This is a genomic window from Paenibacillus sp. LPE1-1-1.1, assembly GCF_040676435.1.
Taxonomy (GTDB): domain Bacteria; phylum Bacillota; class Bacilli; order Paenibacillales; family Paenibacillaceae; genus Pristimantibacillus.
This window is the reverse complement of the sequence record NZ_JBEGHY010000046.1, coordinates 167,561-183,556: the sequence shown is the minus strand read 5'-3', so window position 1 is coordinate 183,556 and position 15,996 is coordinate 167,561. Positions and strand designations below refer to the sequence as shown.

General features: G+C 50.8%; 14 protein-coding genes. 13 read left to right on the top strand and 1 reads right to left on the bottom strand.

The annotated features are described in order from the left end of the window. The first annotated feature begins 20 nt into the window (after positions 1-20). The 13 genes from MRBLPE1_RS31610 to trhA all read left to right on the top strand — a co-directional run bounded on the left by MRBLPE1_RS31610 (position 21) and on the right by trhA (position 14,894). Positions 21-1,889, top strand: coding sequence for a cache domain-containing sensor histidine kinase (locus MRBLPE1_RS31610; protein ID WP_364154083.1), 1,869 nt, complete (start codon positions 21-23; stop codon positions 1,887-1,889). A gap of 15 nt (positions 1,890-1,904) precedes the next feature. Next, positions 1,905-3,125, top strand: a complete 1,221-nt coding sequence (locus tag MRBLPE1_RS31605) for a response regulator (RefSeq protein ID WP_364154080.1) — start codon at positions 1,905-1,907, stop codon at positions 3,123-3,125. A gap of 195 nt (positions 3,126-3,320) precedes the next feature. Continuing rightward, positions 3,321-4,403, top strand: a complete 1,083-nt coding sequence (chvE, locus tag MRBLPE1_RS31600) for a multiple monosaccharide ABC transporter substrate-binding protein (RefSeq protein ID WP_364154078.1) — start codon at positions 3,321-3,323, stop codon at positions 4,401-4,403. Between the two features lie 154 nt (positions 4,404-4,557). Further along, a complete protein-coding gene (mmsA, locus tag MRBLPE1_RS31595) occupies positions 4,558-6,090 on the top strand; it encodes a multiple monosaccharide ABC transporter ATP-binding protein (protein ID WP_364154075.1) in 1,533 nt (510 codons plus the stop codon). A gap of 5 nt (positions 6,091-6,095) precedes the next feature. Beyond that, positions 6,096-7,259, top strand: coding sequence for a multiple monosaccharide ABC transporter permease (gene mmsB, locus MRBLPE1_RS31590; RefSeq protein WP_364154072.1), 1,164 nt, complete (start codon positions 6,096-6,098; stop codon positions 7,257-7,259). 191 nt (positions 7,260-7,450) lie between these two features. Beyond that, entirely contained in the window at positions 7,451-8,323 is an 873-nt protein-coding gene (efeO, locus tag MRBLPE1_RS31585; RefSeq protein ID WP_364154069.1) for an iron uptake system protein EfeO, read from the top strand. A 4-nt stretch (positions 8,324-8,327) separates the two neighbouring features. Continuing rightward, a complete protein-coding gene (gene efeB, locus MRBLPE1_RS31580) occupies positions 8,328-9,641 on the top strand; it encodes an iron uptake transporter deferrochelatase/peroxidase subunit (protein WP_364154066.1) in 1,314 nt (437 codons plus the stop codon). A 58-nt stretch (positions 9,642-9,699) separates the two neighbouring features. Further along, a complete protein-coding gene (locus tag MRBLPE1_RS31575) occupies positions 9,700-11,514 on the top strand; it encodes an FTR1 family iron permease (protein WP_364154063.1) in 1,815 nt (604 codons plus the stop codon). 168 nt (positions 11,515-11,682) lie between these two features. Beyond that, positions 11,683-12,009 carry a LapA family protein gene (locus MRBLPE1_RS31570; RefSeq protein WP_364154060.1) on the top strand — a complete coding sequence of 109 codons (327 nt, stop codon included), beginning with the start codon at positions 11,683-11,685 and terminating at the stop codon, positions 12,007-12,009. Between the two features lie 46 nt (positions 12,010-12,055). Continuing rightward, the gene (locus MRBLPE1_RS31565) at positions 12,056-12,973 is read left to right on the top strand and encodes a TRM11 family SAM-dependent methyltransferase (RefSeq protein WP_364154057.1); all 918 of its coding nucleotides are present in this window, start codon (positions 12,056-12,058) and stop codon (positions 12,971-12,973) included. Positions 12,974-13,004: 31 nt separating this feature from the next. Next, positions 13,005-13,208 carry a hypothetical protein gene (locus tag MRBLPE1_RS31560; RefSeq protein ID WP_183562303.1) on the top strand — a complete coding sequence of 68 codons (204 nt, stop codon included), beginning with the start codon at positions 13,005-13,007 and terminating at the stop codon, positions 13,206-13,208. A 266-nt stretch (positions 13,209-13,474) separates the two neighbouring features. Next, the gene (locus MRBLPE1_RS31555) at positions 13,475-14,170 is read left to right on the top strand and encodes a lipase family protein (protein WP_364154053.1); all 696 of its coding nucleotides are present in this window, start codon (positions 13,475-13,477) and stop codon (positions 14,168-14,170) included. 76 nt (positions 14,171-14,246) lie between these two features. Then, positions 14,247-14,894: a PAQR family membrane homeostasis protein TrhA gene (trhA, locus tag MRBLPE1_RS31550; RefSeq protein WP_364154051.1), complete on the top strand. Its 648-nt coding sequence runs from the start codon at positions 14,247-14,249 to the stop codon at positions 14,892-14,894. A gap of 129 nt (positions 14,895-15,023) precedes the next feature. Here trhA and MRBLPE1_RS31545 read toward each other — a convergent pair whose 3' ends face one another. Next, positions 15,024-15,848 (bottom strand): lipase family protein, encoded by an 825-nt coding sequence (locus MRBLPE1_RS31545; protein WP_364154048.1) that lies wholly within the window; start codon positions 15,846-15,848, stop codon positions 15,024-15,026. Positions 15,849-15,996 lie beyond the last annotated feature (148 nt).

Below are 15,996 nucleotides of genomic sequence, written 5' to 3'. Positions count from 1 at the left end.
GCGTACGTTGAAATGAGAGGATGCCATTGAAACAGCTGAAATTTTTTCAATTGAATAATTTGCCGATACGTTACAAGCTGATCATCATGTTCTTGCTTATCTCTATTTTGCCGTCTATCGGGCTCGGGCTGCTCATTGATTATACGGTCGAACGAATTATTGGCAAGCAGGTGAATGAAAATACGCTCCAGCTTATTGGGAAGGTGAATAAGTCGCTGGAGTTTTACGTGAGCAATATGCAAAATATGACGTATCTTATTGCGTTTGACCCTGGCGTACAGCAATTTTTGCAAGGGAAGGACAGCGCGGGTTCCCTAGCGGAAAGGGAGAATAGCGTCTATGCCATGCAAAAATTTTTGCAAGGATTCACCACGCTATATTCGGAAGTGGCCGGCGTCATGGTGGTCGACAGCAAGGGCGAATACATCAGCAACGAGCTGTACGCCCGCAGCGCGCAGCCGTTAACGGAGGAAAGCTGGTTCAAGGAGGCGGTCGCGAGCAAGGGAATTTATAAAATTCTCGGCAAGCCGGGCCATCGGAACATTACGAGTCACGCAAATTATAAGGAGGACGAAGTGATCTCCGTTGTCCGCGCCATTCTTAATCCGAATACCCAGGAGGTAGAGGGCGTCGTGCTCATCGATTTGAAGCTCAGGGTTATCGCGGAAGCCGTGAAGGATGTAAGACTGGGGAAAACGGGCTATTTGCTGGTCATCGATCATGACGGGGGGCATATTTATTCGCCAGCTAAACCGATTATTCGCGATATTCCGAAGCAATGGGTGATGGAAGGCAGCTCGGGCAATTTTTCAAAAACGGTAGAAGGCGAGAAATTGCAAATCATTTACCGGAAATCATCGTTTACCGATTGGACGACAGTCGGCGTGTTTTCATCGAAGGAATCAGCGCTGGAAGTTCAGGAAATCCGCTTCTACGTGATCACCTTCGTCTTTTTCCTTTGCCTGCTCAGCATCGCGGCCGCCATTTATTTGGCGCATTCGATGTCCAGGCCGATCAATCAGCTGATGTCATTTATGCAAAAAGCGGAGAACGGTGATCTGACGATCCGGTATTGGGGCGAGCGCGAGGATGAAGTCGGCAAGCTTGGCCGGAGCTTTAATACGATGCTGGCCCAAATGAATAAGCTGCTCAGCTTAACCGAGCTTCAGGGGCGGCAGAAGCGGGAGGCGGAGCTGCGCAGCCTGCAGGCGCATATTAAACCCCATTTTTTGTACAATACGCTGGATACGATCCACTGGATGGCACGGAAAAAAGGTGCCGAAGACGTTGCCGAAGTCGTGCAGTCGCTGTCAAAGCTGTTCCGGATCGGACTAAGCAAAGGCAACGACATTATTCCGCTTACCGATGAAATCGAGCATATTCAGAGCTATCTTGTCATTCAGAAGACAAGGTACAAGGAGAAGCTGAATTACACGCTGGATATCAGCCCGGAAGTACAGCAGCTGTACGTCATCAAGCTGGTGCTTCAGCCTATTGTGGAAAACGCGATTTATCACGGGATAAAGGAACGGAGAGGACCGGGACATATCGCGATCAAAGCTTATGCGGCAGAAGACACGCTTCTATTGTCAATAAGCGATGACGGCGTTGGAATGTCACCCGGTAAGCTGGAGCAGCTGCGGAAGCAGCTCGAGAGCACGGTAGCTACGCCGAAGCTTTCGGAGCATGATCTTAAGGAGCTTAAAGAGCATCAAGAAGGGGACAATTCCAAAAGAACGAAGGAGCAGCAAGGCTACGGCGTACTCAATGTACAGGCCAGAATTCAACTCACGTTTGGCGAGCGGTACGGCATGAGCATGGTAAGCGCGGAGGGCAGGGGGACGACGGTGACCATCGTCCTTCCGATTTTGCGGGATATTCATGGGTAGAAAGGCGGATTTCAATTGGATGGCTTACTAAGAGTATTAATTGCTGACGATGAACCGATTATTCGGGAAGGAGTCCGGGACTCGGTCGATTGGGCATCGCTCGGCATGCGCGTATGCGCGGAGGCGGAGGACGGCGAAGAAGCGCTGGAGCTGGCGCTTTTGAATCATATTCACGTTGCGCTGGTCGATCTGAATATGCCGATCATGAACGGTATCGCGCTCATGAAGGAGCTGCGGCAAAAACTGCCGCAATGCCGGATCGTTATCATTACGGGCCACGATGAATTCGCATACGCGCAAGAGGCGATCCGGCTTAGCGTGGATGATTATATTTTGAAGCCGGCCAATGCGGAGCAGCTGCACCAGGTGCTTGCCCGGATCAGGCATGACCTGGAGACGGTTCAGAAGCAGGAGGAACATTTGCAGCAGGCATCCAAACAAATCGTAAAGAACTTTCCGCTTATTCGCGAAAGGTTCTGTCTCGAGTGGACGGAGGGAACGCTGACGGAAGACGAAATCGTAGAGCAGCTGCAGTTTTTGCGGCTTCCTGCCCAGTCACCGGCTCTGATCGGCGTCATCCGTTGGCCCGAGCTTAATGCGAGCATGCCGCTGCGCAAGGAAAACGACCGTCAGCTCTTTTTATTCGCGATCGAGAACATCGTGTCCGAGATGCTTGAGGGCTATGAAAAAGCATTATTCCGCGACCATGCGGGTTTAATCGTCATGATCATGTGGGGAACGGTGCCGGAAGCGCTGATATCGGATATGCAGCATGCGGTCCAGGCCTACTTAAAAATATCCGTACACGTGTATACCCAATCGGTCGAGCAAGGCCTGCTGTCCGTTCCTGCGGTCTATCGGCAATGCAAAGCGGGCATCTACAAGGAGACGGTAATGTCTCCGCTTGTACGCCGGGCACAGGACTACATCCGCGAGACGTACATGGATGCGGATATGAGTCTTGAGGCATTCGCGAATTTAATGCAGGTATCGCCGGTTTATATGAGCCGAATCATAAAGCAAGAGCTGGGCACTTCCTTTGTCAGCCTCGTGACGCAGCTTCGCATGAGCAAAGCGATTCAACTGCTGAATGCAACGGATTTGCCAATCAATGAAATCGCCGAGAGGGTTGGCTACGATACGCAGCATTATTTCAGCACCGCCTTTAAGAAAGCGGTTGGCGTCTCGCCCAATCAATACCGAAAAGGAGCTGCCTTCCAGGAGGATGAGCCTTAAATATGGAGCACAACCGAACCATTTCTATGCCCTGCCGGCGCGATATCGCGCTGACGGGGCATTTTTTTATTTGCCGGGCAAAGGTTTAATTTTTATAAAAAAGGTAGCTTTATTGCAAAGACGCTTCCCGGCGCCCGAATGTATATTGATTAAGCAGAAATAAACTTGTTCAGAGACGAAAGGGGACTGGCACACGTGAGAAAAGGGCTGGCTTTACTTGTAGTAACGGCACTTGTATTCGTACTTGCAGCTTGCGGAGGAGGTTCTAATAGCGGAGGCAGTGGGGATAGCGGCTACGTAGGCATCTCGATGCCCACGAAATCATCCGAGCGATGGGTAGGCGACGGATCGAACATGGTGAAGGAGTTCGAGGGGCTCGGCTATAAAACGGATCTCCAGTATGCGGAGGATGTTATCGAGAACCAAGTATCCCAAATTGAAAACATGATCACGAAAGGCGTTGATATTCTCGTCATCGCGCCTATTGACGGAGAATCGCTTAGCGACGTGCTCCGCAAAGCAGATAAAGAGGGCATCGAGGTTATCGCTTACGACCGCCTAATCAAGAAGACGGAGCATGTCAGCTACTACGCGACGTTCGATAATTTTAAAGTAGGCGTTCAGCAGGCTTCTTATATTGAAGAAAAGCTTGGCCTTAAGGATGGCAAAGGCCCGTTCAACATCGAGCTGTTCGCAGGCTCCCCGGACGATAATAACGCCTACTTCTTCTTTGACGGAGCGATGTCCATTCTCAAGCCGTATATCGACAGCGGTAAGCTGGTCGTTCGCAGCAAACAAACGACGATGGATCAGGTTGCAACACTTCGCTGGGACGGCTCGCTTGCCCAGTCCCGCATGGATAACCTGTTAAGCGCGAACTACGCATCGGAGAAGGTGCATGCCGTATTGTCGCCATATGACGGTATCAGCATCGGTATTTTGTCTTCCTTAAAAGGGGTAGGCTACGGTGCGGACGGCAACCCGCTCCCGATCGTTACGGGCCAAGACGCAGAGCTGGCTTCGGTCAAATCGATTATTGCGGAAGAACAAACGCAAACGGTATTCAAGGATACGCGTGAGTTGGCGAAAAAAGCGGTAGCGATGGCGGACAGCATTTTGAAAGGAACGGAAGTCGAAGTAAATAACACGGAAACGTACGATAACGGCGTGAAGGTCGTTCCTGCTTTTCTGCTGGAGCCCGTCTCGGTAGATAAAACCAATTATAAAGAAGCGCTTGTAGATACCGGCTTTTATACGGAAGACCAGCTCGCCAAATAATTCGCATGCCAGATAAGCTCCAATGGTTTAGTGATGGTTGCTCAGACTGTCACTAAATCATTTTTGTTAAGACGAATTCACCACGAAACGATGCGAGGCCGCCATAGGACGGCGTCAGCCGTTTACGCTTGATGGGTAAGGAAGTGATCATGACATGACGACAGGCATCATCCTCGAGATGAAAAATATTACGAAGACGTTCCCGGGCGTCAAAGCGCTTGAAAATGTGAATTTGCAAGTGAAGGAAGGCGAAATCCACGCGCTCATGGGCGAGAATGGCGCCGGCAAGTCAACGCTGATGAAGGTGCTCAGCGGCGTATACCCGCACGGTACTTATACGGGCGATATTTTATACAAAGGTCAGGTTTGCGAGTTTAAGGACATTACGCAAAGCGAGCAGCTTGGCATCGTAATCATACATCAGGAATTGGCGCTGATCCCGCAGCTATCCATATCGGAAAATATCTTTCTCGGCAATGAGCAGTCGAGAAGAGGAATCATTAATTGGAATGAAACGATTATTAAAACGAAAGAACTGCTTCAAACGGTGGGTCTAAACGAGTCGCCCAATACGCTCATTTCCATGATTGGCGTCGGCAAGCAGCAGCTTGTGGAAATTGCAAAAGCGCTGTCGAAAAAAGTGAAGCTCCTTATTCTAGATGAGCCGACGGCCGCATTGAACGAAGAGGACAGCGAAAATTTACTGGAGCTGCTCCTTGCATTTAAGAAGCAGGGCATCTCTTCGATTATGATCTCGCATAAGCTGAATGAAATTACGAAGGTTGCCGATTCCATCACGATCCTGCGTGACGGCCAAACGATAGAAACGCTCGATATGGTAAAGGACAGCATTACGGAGGACCGGATTATAAAAGGGATGGTCGGCCGCGATTTGACGCAGCGTTATCCGGTGCGCGAGCCGAATATCGGGGATACGATCTTTGAGGTGAAAGAGTGGAACGTTTATCATCCTACGCAGCAGGACCGCAAGGTGATCGACGACGTGAACCTGCATATCCGCAAGGGTGAAATCGTAGGCATCGCGGGACTGATGGGGGCCGGCCGGACGGAGCTGGCGATGAGCATATTCGGCAAATCCTACGGAAAACGGATAAGCGGAGACGCCTATTTGAAGGGCAAGAAAGTGCAGCTGAATACGATCAATCAAGCGATTGACCAAGGCATTGCTTACGTGACGGAGGATCGCAAGCATTATGGGCTCATTCTTATCGATGACATTAAACGGAATATTACGCTCACCAGTCTCCACAAGATATCGCGGAATGGTGTCGTGAATGCGAACCAGGAAATCGTCGAAGCGGAAAGCTTCCGCTCGAAGCTCAATATAAAGACGCCGAGTATTTTGCAGAAAACAGGTAATTTAAGCGGAGGCAACCAGCAGAAGGTCGTGCTGAGCAAATGGATTTTTGCGGGACCCGAGGTGCTCATGCTGGATGAACCGACACGGGGCATTGACGTAGGCGCCAAATATGAAATTTATACGATCATTAATCAGCTTGCGTCGGAGGGCAAAGGCGTACTGATCATTTCATCGGAGCTTCCCGAGCTGCTCGGGATGTGCGATCGCATTTATGTGATGAGCGAGGGCAGGCTGACGGGCGAAGTAAGCGGGCAGGAAGCCTCGCAAGAGCATCTGATGAAATTAATGACGAAAAGCAGGAGGTAAGGCAGATGGAGGCATTTAGCAAATTGTTCAAAAGCAATATCCGCCAATATGGCATGATTATCGCCCTCGTACTAATTATGGTGCTTTTCCAAATCTTAACCGACGGCATTCTGCTGAAGCCGCTCAACATAACGAATCTCATATTGCAAAATAGTTATATTCTCGTGCTCGCCATCGGCATGCTTCTTGTTATCATAACGGGCCATATCGATCTCTCCGTAGGTTCGGTTGCTGCTTTCGTCGGTGCGATATCGGCGATATTGGTTGTCGATATGCAAATTCCTTATCCGATTGCTATCGTTTTATCGCTAGTATTCGGAGGTCTGGTTGGCGCTTGGCAGGGATTCTGGGTCGCCTATATTCGCATCCCATCGTTCATCGTTACGCTGGCGGGCATGCTGTTATTCCGAGGCTTGACGATGGTTGTCTTGAATGGGCAGTCGATCTCTCCTTTTCCCGAAGGGTTTCAACGCATCAGCTCCGGTTTCATTCCGGATTGGTTCGGGGGCGGCGACATTCATGTGCTTACGATCGTGATCGGCTTGGTCTTATCGCTAGTGCTTGTTTTTACGGAATGGCGCAACCGCTTGACGCAGCAGCGTTATCAGTTCAGCGTGGTGCCGGCGCCGCTGTTCGCGCTGAAGCTTGTCGGAATCGTGGCGATTATTAATTTGTTCACCTATGTTCTGGCGGCTTACGAAGGCATCCCGAATATTCTCATCGTTTTGTTCATACTCGTTGTCGTTTATACGTTTGTCATGAATAAGACGGTTATGGGACGGCATATTTATGCGCTGGGCGGCAATGAGAAGGCTGCCAAATTGTCCGGCGTAAAAACACAGCGGATGACATTTTGGGTATTCGTCAATATGGGCGTGCTTGCCGCGCTGTCGGGTCTATTGTTCGCGGCCCGCTTGAATGCGGCAACGCCGAAGGCCGGCGTTAACTTTGAACTGGATGCCATTGCGGCTGTCTTTATCGGAGGCGCTTCGGCAACCGGCGGTATCGGTACGGTTATCGGCGCGATCATCGGAGGGCTCGTGATGGGGGTTATGAATAACGGGATGTCGCTCGTTGGTCTCGGCATCGATTGGCAGCAGGGAATTAAAGGATTGGTGCTGCTGCTCGCCGTAGCGTTTGACATTTATAACAAAAATAAAGCTTCATAAATTGCAGCATGAATAAAGGGATGGGTGCCCGGTTAGCCGGGTCCCGTCTTTTTTTATCGTCCAACGGGTGGTGAAGCACATCTGTGATGGCTCCATTTTAATTAGAAAACTATTCGTTGACAATGATTATCATTTGCGAATATACTTCATTTTAGAATAAAACAGATCCAATTTATTGGAGCGGGGGAGCAATGATAATGAAGTTTAAACTAATGACCTTTTTACTGGCTTGCACGATCGTATTTACGGGCTGCGGTTCCAATGCTGCGGAGAAGAATGAACCGGCTAATGCAACAAATGCCGCAGACAATGCGACGGAAGAGACAGCAGCTTCGGATGACGTTTGGGCGCCTATTTTGGAGAGCTACCGTCAGTTTACGATCGAGCAGGCCGATACGTTCATTATAGAAACGGAGAAGTTCGTAACGGCGGTTAAGGGCGGTGATTTGGAGGCTGCCAAGCAGCTGTACGCTCCAACGCGCATGTATTTCGAACGCATTGAGCCGATTGCTGAAGCGATTGGCGATTTAGATCCGAATATCGATGCGCGCGAGAATGATGTTGAAGACAAAGACTGGCGCGGGTTCCACCGCATTGAACAAGCGCTCTGGGCGAATAACACGACGGAAGGCATGGCGGAGTACGCGGATCGCCTGCTGGAGGACGTTAAGCTGCTTCGCGCGTTGATGGAAACCGTCGAGGTGGAGCCGAGCTTGCTTGTTACGGGAGCCGTAGAGCTATTGAATGAGGTATCTTCAACGAAGGTAACCGGCGAGGAAGAACGTTATTCCCACACGGATTTGTATGATTTCGCCGCGAATGTGGAAGGCGCCGACAAAATCTATCAGCTGGTAAAGGCTGAATTGAATAAGAAGGATGCCGCGCTTGATGAGCAAATCGGCAAAGGCTTCGCCGATCTCGAGCAAGCTCTGGCGGCATATAAGACAGGCGACGGTTATGTTTCTTACTTGGATTTGAAAGAAGAAGATACGAAGAAGCTGAGCCAGCTAATCGACGCGCTTGCAGAACCGCTTTCTCAAATGGGAACGATATTGGAGGCTTAAACACATGTCTAAATCAACCGAATCCGATCAAACCAAAGGTGACGTTCATTCGGGAATCATTGATAAAAAAATAAGCCGCAGAGATTTACTGCGGATGGCAGGCGTAGGCGGTGCAGGATTGCTGCTGGGCGCAGCTGGAGTAGGCGGATTATTCTCCGCGCAGGAGCGCGGCGCTGCCCAGCCGGCCTCAAAGGCTGCGAAAGCGGATGCGGATCAGATCGTGAGCTTCTATGGCAAACACCAGGCTGGAATTACGACGCCGGCGCAGGATTTTATCGTATTTGCCGCCTTTGATTTAACGGCAACATCGCTTGATGAAGTACGCAAGCTGTTTCAAGCTTGGACGAAAGCGGCGGCTGCGATGGCAAGCGGTGAGATGCTCGGCAATACGAATGACAACTTGAATCTGCCTCCATCGGATACGGGCGAGGCTGAAGGGCTGTCGCCTTCACGCACAACCGTTACCTTCGGAGTAGGTCCTTCCTTCTTTGACGGAAGGTACGGCTTAGCCGGCAAACGGCCGGCGGCACTTCCCGATTTGCCGGCATTTGGCGGCGATGAGCTGCGCGAGGAATGGTCAGGCGGCGATATTGGTGTTCAAGTGAATGCCAATGATATGCAAATCGCATTTCATGCGGTACGCAACCTGGCCCGGATTGCCAGAGGGAAAGCGATACTGCGCTGGACGCAGGAAGGCTTTCAACGAACAAGCGCAGCCGATCCGGCCGGAGCAACGCCGCGTAACCTGATGGGCTTCCGGGATGGCACAGGCAATCCGGATGTTACGGACGACGCGGAAATGAAGAAGGTCGTATGGGCTGCCGCATCCGACGGCGCCTCTTGGATGGATCAAGGCAGCTACATGGTTGTAAGGCGAATCCGCATGCGCATCGAAGTTTGGGACCGTTCTACGCTAGGCGACCAAGAGGCATCCTTTGGTCGTCACCGGAACAGCGGAGCGCCAATCGGGTCCGCCCATGAAATGGATAAGCTTGATCTGGACAAAAAGGATGAGAAGGGCGAGCCTGTCATTCCGATGAATGCCCATGTCCGGCTGGCGCACGGCGACGGCTCGGTAAAAATCCTGCGCCGCTCCTTCTCTTATTCGAGCGGAATGGACAACAAAACCGGACAGTTGGATGCCGGCTTGTTATTTATTTGCTTCAATCGCGATTCACGCAAGCAGTTTATTCCGATGCAGCAGAAGCTCGGGCAAAGCGACCTGCTGAACGAATATATCGTTCATACGGGCAGCGCGGTGTTTGCATGCTTTCCCGGCGTAAGCGAGGGCGGCTATATCGGAGAAACGTTATTTTAAACGCTGGAGCCAAGTTAATAAAAAAATGATCTTTTTAAGACGAAAGGGGCGGACCAAGATGTTCGCACAACGCAGCAGCGGAATGAAACGTCATGTAATACGTTTCTTTTCCGTTGTTTTTCTGTTAGCGATGATAAGCAGCGGCGGATTTTATGCCCAGGCAGAGGGAAAGCAGGCGGCTGAGCTGGATCGCCTGCTTCCCTTGGTGGGCAGCGCGTTAGTAGAGGCTGGCCAAGGGAAATGGAAAGAGGCATCCGGGCATGTGGAAAATGCGGCCGTGATGTGGAAAGAGCTTAAACCGGCTGCGACAAAAGAAACGGCAGACGTAGATTCCGCGCTTGCAGGAGCGGCTAAAGCTCTGGCGGCTGCAGAGAGCGATACAGATCCGGCGAAAGCGAAAGCCTCGCTTTCCACGCTGGCCAAAGCATTAAATAAATATGTGAAAAGCGTGCAAGGGGAAACTCCGCAGCTTGACGGTCAAGCTGCGGCCGTAAGCCTGCTGCCGTTAGCCCAGCAGCTGCTTGAGCATATTCAAGCCGGGGAGTGGGAGAAGGCAAGCGGCGATTACCGCCAGATGAACGCGGGCTGGCCTAAAATCGAACCGGCTGTAAGAGCGGATAATCTCAGCGTATACGGCGGCTTGGAAACAAAGATGAGCATGCTTCGCATTGCGATCCAAGCAGAGCCGCCGCGGGCAGATCAAGCGCAGACCGAGGCGCTAGCGCTCATTCAATTGATCAACGATTACCGTGACGGCAAGATTACGGCTGCCCCCGCGAAAACGGGTTTGACGGTAACGGACGCCGTCGATATTTTAAATCAGGCGCTTAACGATATTCAGCAAGGGCATTACCCGGAAGCAGCAGGCCAGATGGAAGCTTTTATTGTCCAGTGGCCGGCAATCGAGGGCGATGTTCAGCTTCGTTCCTCTGCGGTATACAGCAGCATCGAGATTCGGATGGCCGAGGTTGGCGGATATTTGGTTTCTGATCCGCCGGAAGCGGAAAAAGCGGAGCAATTAGTCGCCGGGATGCTAAGCCAGCTCGAGCCAATGCTGCAGGAAACGAAGTACACGGCTTGGGACGCGGGGATGATTTTGCTGCGTGAGGGGCTTGAGGCCATATTGGTGCTAGCAGCCTTATTGGCGTACTTACAACGTACGGGCAACAGCGATAAACGCAAGTGGGTATGGTCTGGCGTTTGGGTAGGTCTGTTGCTTAGCGGCATCATGGCTTTCGTGCTTACCTACGCCATTGCCCAAGTAGCTGCCGGCAGTGCGCGCGAATCGATTGAGGGTATTGCAGGCTTGTTATCCGTAGTCCTGATGATTACGGTTGGGAACTGGCTCCATAATAAGTCCAATATGAAAAATTGGAATCAATATATCGATAAGCAAATGGGCAGCGCGCTTGCTCGCGGCAGCCTATGGTCGCTATTTGCCGTATCGGGTTTAGCGATCTTCCGCGAAGGGGCGGAAACGACGATTTTTTATGTCGGCATGGCGCCGTCCATCGCACCGCTTCAGCTTGCGCTCGGCTTTGGCGTTACATTTGTGCTGCTGCTTGCGCTGGGCTTTGCCATTATCAAATTTAGCGCGAAGCTTCCTGTGCGGCCATTTTTCCTTGCAGCATCCGTACTCATTTATTACCTGGTCGTTCGGTTTCTGGGAGAAAGCATCCATTCCTTGCAGGTTTCGGGATGGCTGCCGTCGCATACCGCCACCGGTCTACCGACCATTGGCATACTAGGCGTATATCCAACCTGGGAAACAACGCTCCCGCAGCTGGCGGCGCTTGCGTACATCCTCGTGAAAATAAGCATCACGCAGCTGCGTAAAGCGGCAGTGCCAAGGAAAACGGCAAATGTAAAATAATATTAAGGAGCGGGTGCAATAAGGCACCCGTTCTTTTTTATGGCATGATTCTTGATCATGCTCCCGCGGTTAAACTTATAGTGCTGCGGCAATTGGTTAGTACGGAGCACATGAATAGGCGAATCGGCGGCGTTTATGGTATGATTTCTGGAAAAGGGAGGGATCGGTGTGAAGGGACAAGGCATTCTCATCTCCGCGTTGGTGTTCGCGTTTCTTATCGCTATATTCGCTGTTATAAACGTCGATTCGGTACAGGTGAATTTTCTATTTACAAAAACAACGCTTCCGCTGATTCTCGTTATTTTGGCATCAACGCTGCTTGGGGGCTTGACGGTCGGGCTGCTTGGCATGATTCGCCAGATTCGTTTGCAGCGCACGGTAAAAGCGTTGGAGAAGCAGGTAGCGGAGCTGACCAACGAAGCCGGGCTGCTGGGCGTATCGTCTGCCGGCAATCGCATGGAGCCAAAGGATGTGGCAAGACCGCAGAGCGAGTAGCTAATTTTTAAATAGAAGAAAGTATAAAATTTAAGCGAGGGCATTCATGTTTATTTATACGTATGCTTGTCATGAGGATGAGGCTACCTTATGCGGGCTTGAGCTGGAAACTTTGTTCGGCCAACCAGCGGACGGAGGAGTGATTCGCACTTCGCATGCCGTATCTGCGAGCCGCAGCCCGTTCATTAAACGGCGGATTGAGGTCATGAAACAAGCGGATAGCTTAGATGAACTCCTCCCTCAGCTGCCGGCAATCGAGCTTGGCGACCAAACCTTCAAGGTGCTGTTTACGCAAGGCGATGAAGCATTCGACTATGATGAACGGAGACAGCTCGAGCGGGCTGCCGGAGCGGCGATACGAGGCAAAGCGGATATGCGCAAGGCAGAGCGGCTTTTTGGATTGACGAAGCTGCAAGGAAGCTGGTTTTTCGGATTGCTGGAGGAGAATAGCGCGGTATGGCTCAACCATCAGAGCAAGCCGCAAAATTATTCGACGGCGCTTCCGACAAGAGCGGCACGAGCGATCGTTAACCTCGCGGCGGGGCGTTTCCCTGAGCAGCTGCGGCTTATCGATCCCTGCTGCGGCATGGGCACCGTCCTCATTGAAGCGTTGTCGATGGGGATCCAAATAGAGGGAATGGATCTCAATCCGCTTGCCGTAAAAGGGGCGAGGGTCAACCTGGCCCATTTCGGCTATCCTAATGTGGTGACGCTTGGCGATATGCGGCTTCTAGAAGGATTGTACGACGCGGCTATCTTGGATATGCCTTATAATTTATGCTCTGTCTTGCCGGAGAACGAACAGCTTGATATGCTGGAAAGCGTAAAGAAATGGGCCAAGCGAGCGGTCATCGTAACCACGGAACCGATCGGGCGGCAGCTAAAGCAGGCGGGCTGGCGGATAACAAAAAGCGCAACCTTGAGCAAAGCCTCTTTTACCAGATATATAAGTGTAGTAGAATAAGAATATGTAGTGCATGAAGTGAGGTGAACCTATGTCTACAATCGAACAAAACGAATCTGCCGAGCAGCCGAAGAAGCTGACTCAAGCAGAGAAAGCGAAGCAGCTGCTCGCTCAGAAGAAACAATCGAAAGCTGGAGGAGCTCCAGGCCAAACGCATCTTTCTACCGGGACGCAGGCACTGAAGAGCCAAAACACGAAGAAAGTTAACAATCAGCGTAAAAAGATGGGTGTATAGCTGTTCGAGTCGGTTAGTTAGACGCAGCAATAATCAAAGAGGAGCGCCGGCTGACCGCAGCCTGGCGCTCTTCTTTTGTATCCAAACGTAAGAGACCGATTCAAATATCCGTTTTTGGGGTAACGCATTACATTATCGGCCACCAAGGAAATAACATAAATTTGCAAGAATGAAATTTGCGGTTAACCCACATAATGAATATAAATATACGGATTAAATATTAGAGTGAGCGACATACGTTAATGTATATTACGGAGGGAATCGTTATGACGGCGACCAAACCATCACGAATGAATGTCTATTTGCTTGCCGGTATCGCTACGTCCAACAGCATCTTTACGGAATGCAAAATAAAGCTTGAAAAACTGTTTCAGTCTGACGGCGTAGAGCCCGACATTCATGTCATTTTTCCCTACGGCGATGCCAGCCGCAGCTTGGTTCGGCAAGTGCTGGAGGTGAAAAGCGATTTGTCTAACCGCTTAACGGCCGGGCGAATCGGCGGCTTGCATGCGCTTGGTAAGATTAAGGAAACTTTAACTAACGAACGCATTCTCCTGATTGGACACAGCGGAGGCGGAGCGGCGGCCTACCAGGCGGCGAAAATGCTGTATGAACAAGACAAGATCGAGGATTTCCGCATCGTGCAGGTCGGCTCGCCGAGAACGCCGATCGAGCCTAAGCTGCAAGACCGCGTCAGTTATTTTCATTCCATAGACAGATTGGGGAATCTGAGTGATCCGATCAGCCGGATCGGCACCTGGGGCGGCTGGAGCAGAGATCGTTATACTGTGCCAAGATGGAACCGCATGAAGTATGCGCCAGGTTATGTCGAAGGCATTCCTACGGTCGGCGGACATGCCGATTATTTTCGCCATACGCCAGACTACACTGACCAAGAGTCCATCTGTAATTTGGACAAAACGGTTGACCGCGTGCGCTGCTGGTTGAAAGGATGGGTATGATCCTTTACACTAAGTAAAGAGAATGCGTCCTGAAGGTATAAGGGCTCATGCTTATGACTTAGGAGGTGGACAGCCTATGGCGAATACCCATACGTATTCCAAAAAAGAAGAAATAGCGAATGCAGTCACGCATGGAATCGGAGCTGCGCTTAGCATAGCGGCGCTGGTGCTTTTAATTATATTCGCCGCATCGAAAGGAACGGCTCTGCATGTCGTTAGCTTTACGATATATGGCGCAGCAATGCTGCTCTTGTATTTAGCTTCGACGCTTGTCCACAGCTTTCCTGAGGGAAAAGCGAAGCGGGTATTCGAATCGCTTGACCACTCGTTTATCTATGTCTTTATCGCGGGCACGTATACGCCGATTTTGTTCCATATCGTAAAAGGGACGCTCGGCTGGGTATTGTTTGGCATTGTCTGGGGAGCCGCTCTCGTTGGCGTTATATTTAAAGCGTTTTTTGCGTCGCGGTTTCTCTTCACGTCGACGATCATCTATATTGCTATGGGATGGATTATCGTTTTTGCCTGGAAGCCTTTGAATGAACATTTGGCGCCAGGCGGCATACAGCTCCTTGTCACTGGTGGCTTGCTGTACACGTTTGGCACGGTTTTTTATGTATGGCGCGGTTTTCCTTATCACCATGCGGTATGGCATTTGTTCGTACTGGGCGGATCGGTTGTCCACTTCTTCGCGATTTTGCTGTATGTGCTGCCTGCAAAGTAAGGAATACGGCAACAGAATCGGATATCCAAAAATAGTGAGGCAAATCTCATTAACCATGAAGCCATTTTCATGGAGGCCGAGATTTGCTTCACTATTTTTTTTCATGCAGGCTGCTGCTTGCATTGTCGGTTAGACATCAATCGCAGGACACCAGCCGGGCGGGTCAGCGCAAACGGACAATGCAAAGGCGGGGTCTTCTTTCGCAAGATCGGCAAAATAGCTTGATAAAATATGGTTGCCCGCGATGGAGCCCATTCGGAACGAGCGTCTAACCTCGCCCTTAACATGCATATAATAATACGTTTGTTTGGTTTTTGGGGATTGGTATACGAGAGTGGGCAGATGCGGTACGATATCAAATTCATTCTGAAAGCGCCAGTGGGTCGCAATTGCCGCATTATAGGTACTGACAAATTTAGGATCGCCCACCCTAGGTGTACCGAAAGTATAGACAATAGGGGAAGTAAACGCAGAATTGTATGCCAGATCAATGGCCGCCAGCGTTGCTAGAGATCCGCCCAGGCTGTGCCCCGTAATGAATAACGGCTTATCGGGAGGAAGCTTCTTTAAAATATCGAGTATGCTTATGCGGGCGGACATATAAATGTCGGTAAACCCTTTGTGGGTAAGGCCTGCGTTTTTGACGGGCCGGTATGCGGTCTGCTGAGCGATGAAATCGGAAACCCAATCCACTGCGGAACCGCTGCCGCGGAAAGCGAGCACGGAAGCTCTCTCCGAGGTCAGCACAAACCCGAATCTTTCCGCACTGTTATCATAGGCTTTGGCAGTAAATTCGCCGGCAAGGCTGTAAGACCTCGGGACAAGGAACAGTCCGTCCTTGTTGTTGTAATGCATATAGGTTTGCCCGCAAACGGCTGCCAAAAACAAAGCTGTTCGAAGATCAAGCTCCTGCGATGCTTGCGTGTTTCTCGAGTCTTTCGGGTTTGCTCCCATATCATCCCTCCGCTCATACGGCTCCGGCTGTACCGATGTTGTATTATATGACAAAGTGGGCTGATGGGTACCAGCGGATAAGAATGGACTTAAAGACTGTAATCCAAGTATAATCGGGAAAGAAAACCGATTTTGAAAGGGGATTCAT

Coding starts and splice junctions, on each gene's coding strand:
- MRBLPE1_RS31610 (WP_364154083.1), top strand. CDS start 21: ATGCCATTGAAACAGCTGAAATTTTTTCAATTGAATAATTTGCCGATA.
- mmsA (WP_364154075.1), top strand. CDS start 4,558: ATGACGACAGGCATCATCCTCGAGATGAAAAATATTACGAAGACGTTC.
- mmsB (WP_364154072.1), top strand. CDS start 6,096: ATGGAGGCATTTAGCAAATTGTTCAAAAGCAATATCCGCCAATATGGC.
- efeO (WP_364154069.1), top strand. CDS start 7,451: ATGATAATGAAGTTTAAACTAATGACCTTTTTACTGGCTTGCACGATC.
- efeB (WP_364154066.1), top strand. CDS start 8,328: ATGTCTAAATCAACCGAATCCGATCAAACCAAAGGTGACGTTCATTCG.
- MRBLPE1_RS31575 (WP_364154063.1), top strand. CDS start 9,700: ATGTTCGCACAACGCAGCAGCGGAATGAAACGTCATGTAATACGTTTC.
- MRBLPE1_RS31565 (WP_364154057.1), top strand. CDS start 12,056: ATGTTTATTTATACGTATGCTTGTCATGAGGATGAGGCTACCTTATGC.
- MRBLPE1_RS31560 (WP_183562303.1), top strand. CDS start 13,005: ATGTCTACAATCGAACAAAACGAATCTGCCGAGCAGCCGAAGAAGCTG.
- MRBLPE1_RS31555 (WP_364154053.1), top strand. CDS start 13,475: ATGACGGCGACCAAACCATCACGAATGAATGTCTATTTGCTTGCCGGT.
- trhA (WP_364154051.1), top strand. CDS start 14,247: ATGGCGAATACCCATACGTATTCCAAAAAAGAAGAAATAGCGAATGCA.
- MRBLPE1_RS31545 (WP_364154048.1), bottom strand. CDS start 15,848: ATGGGAGCAAACCCGAAAGACTCGAGAAACACGCAAGCATCGCAGGAG.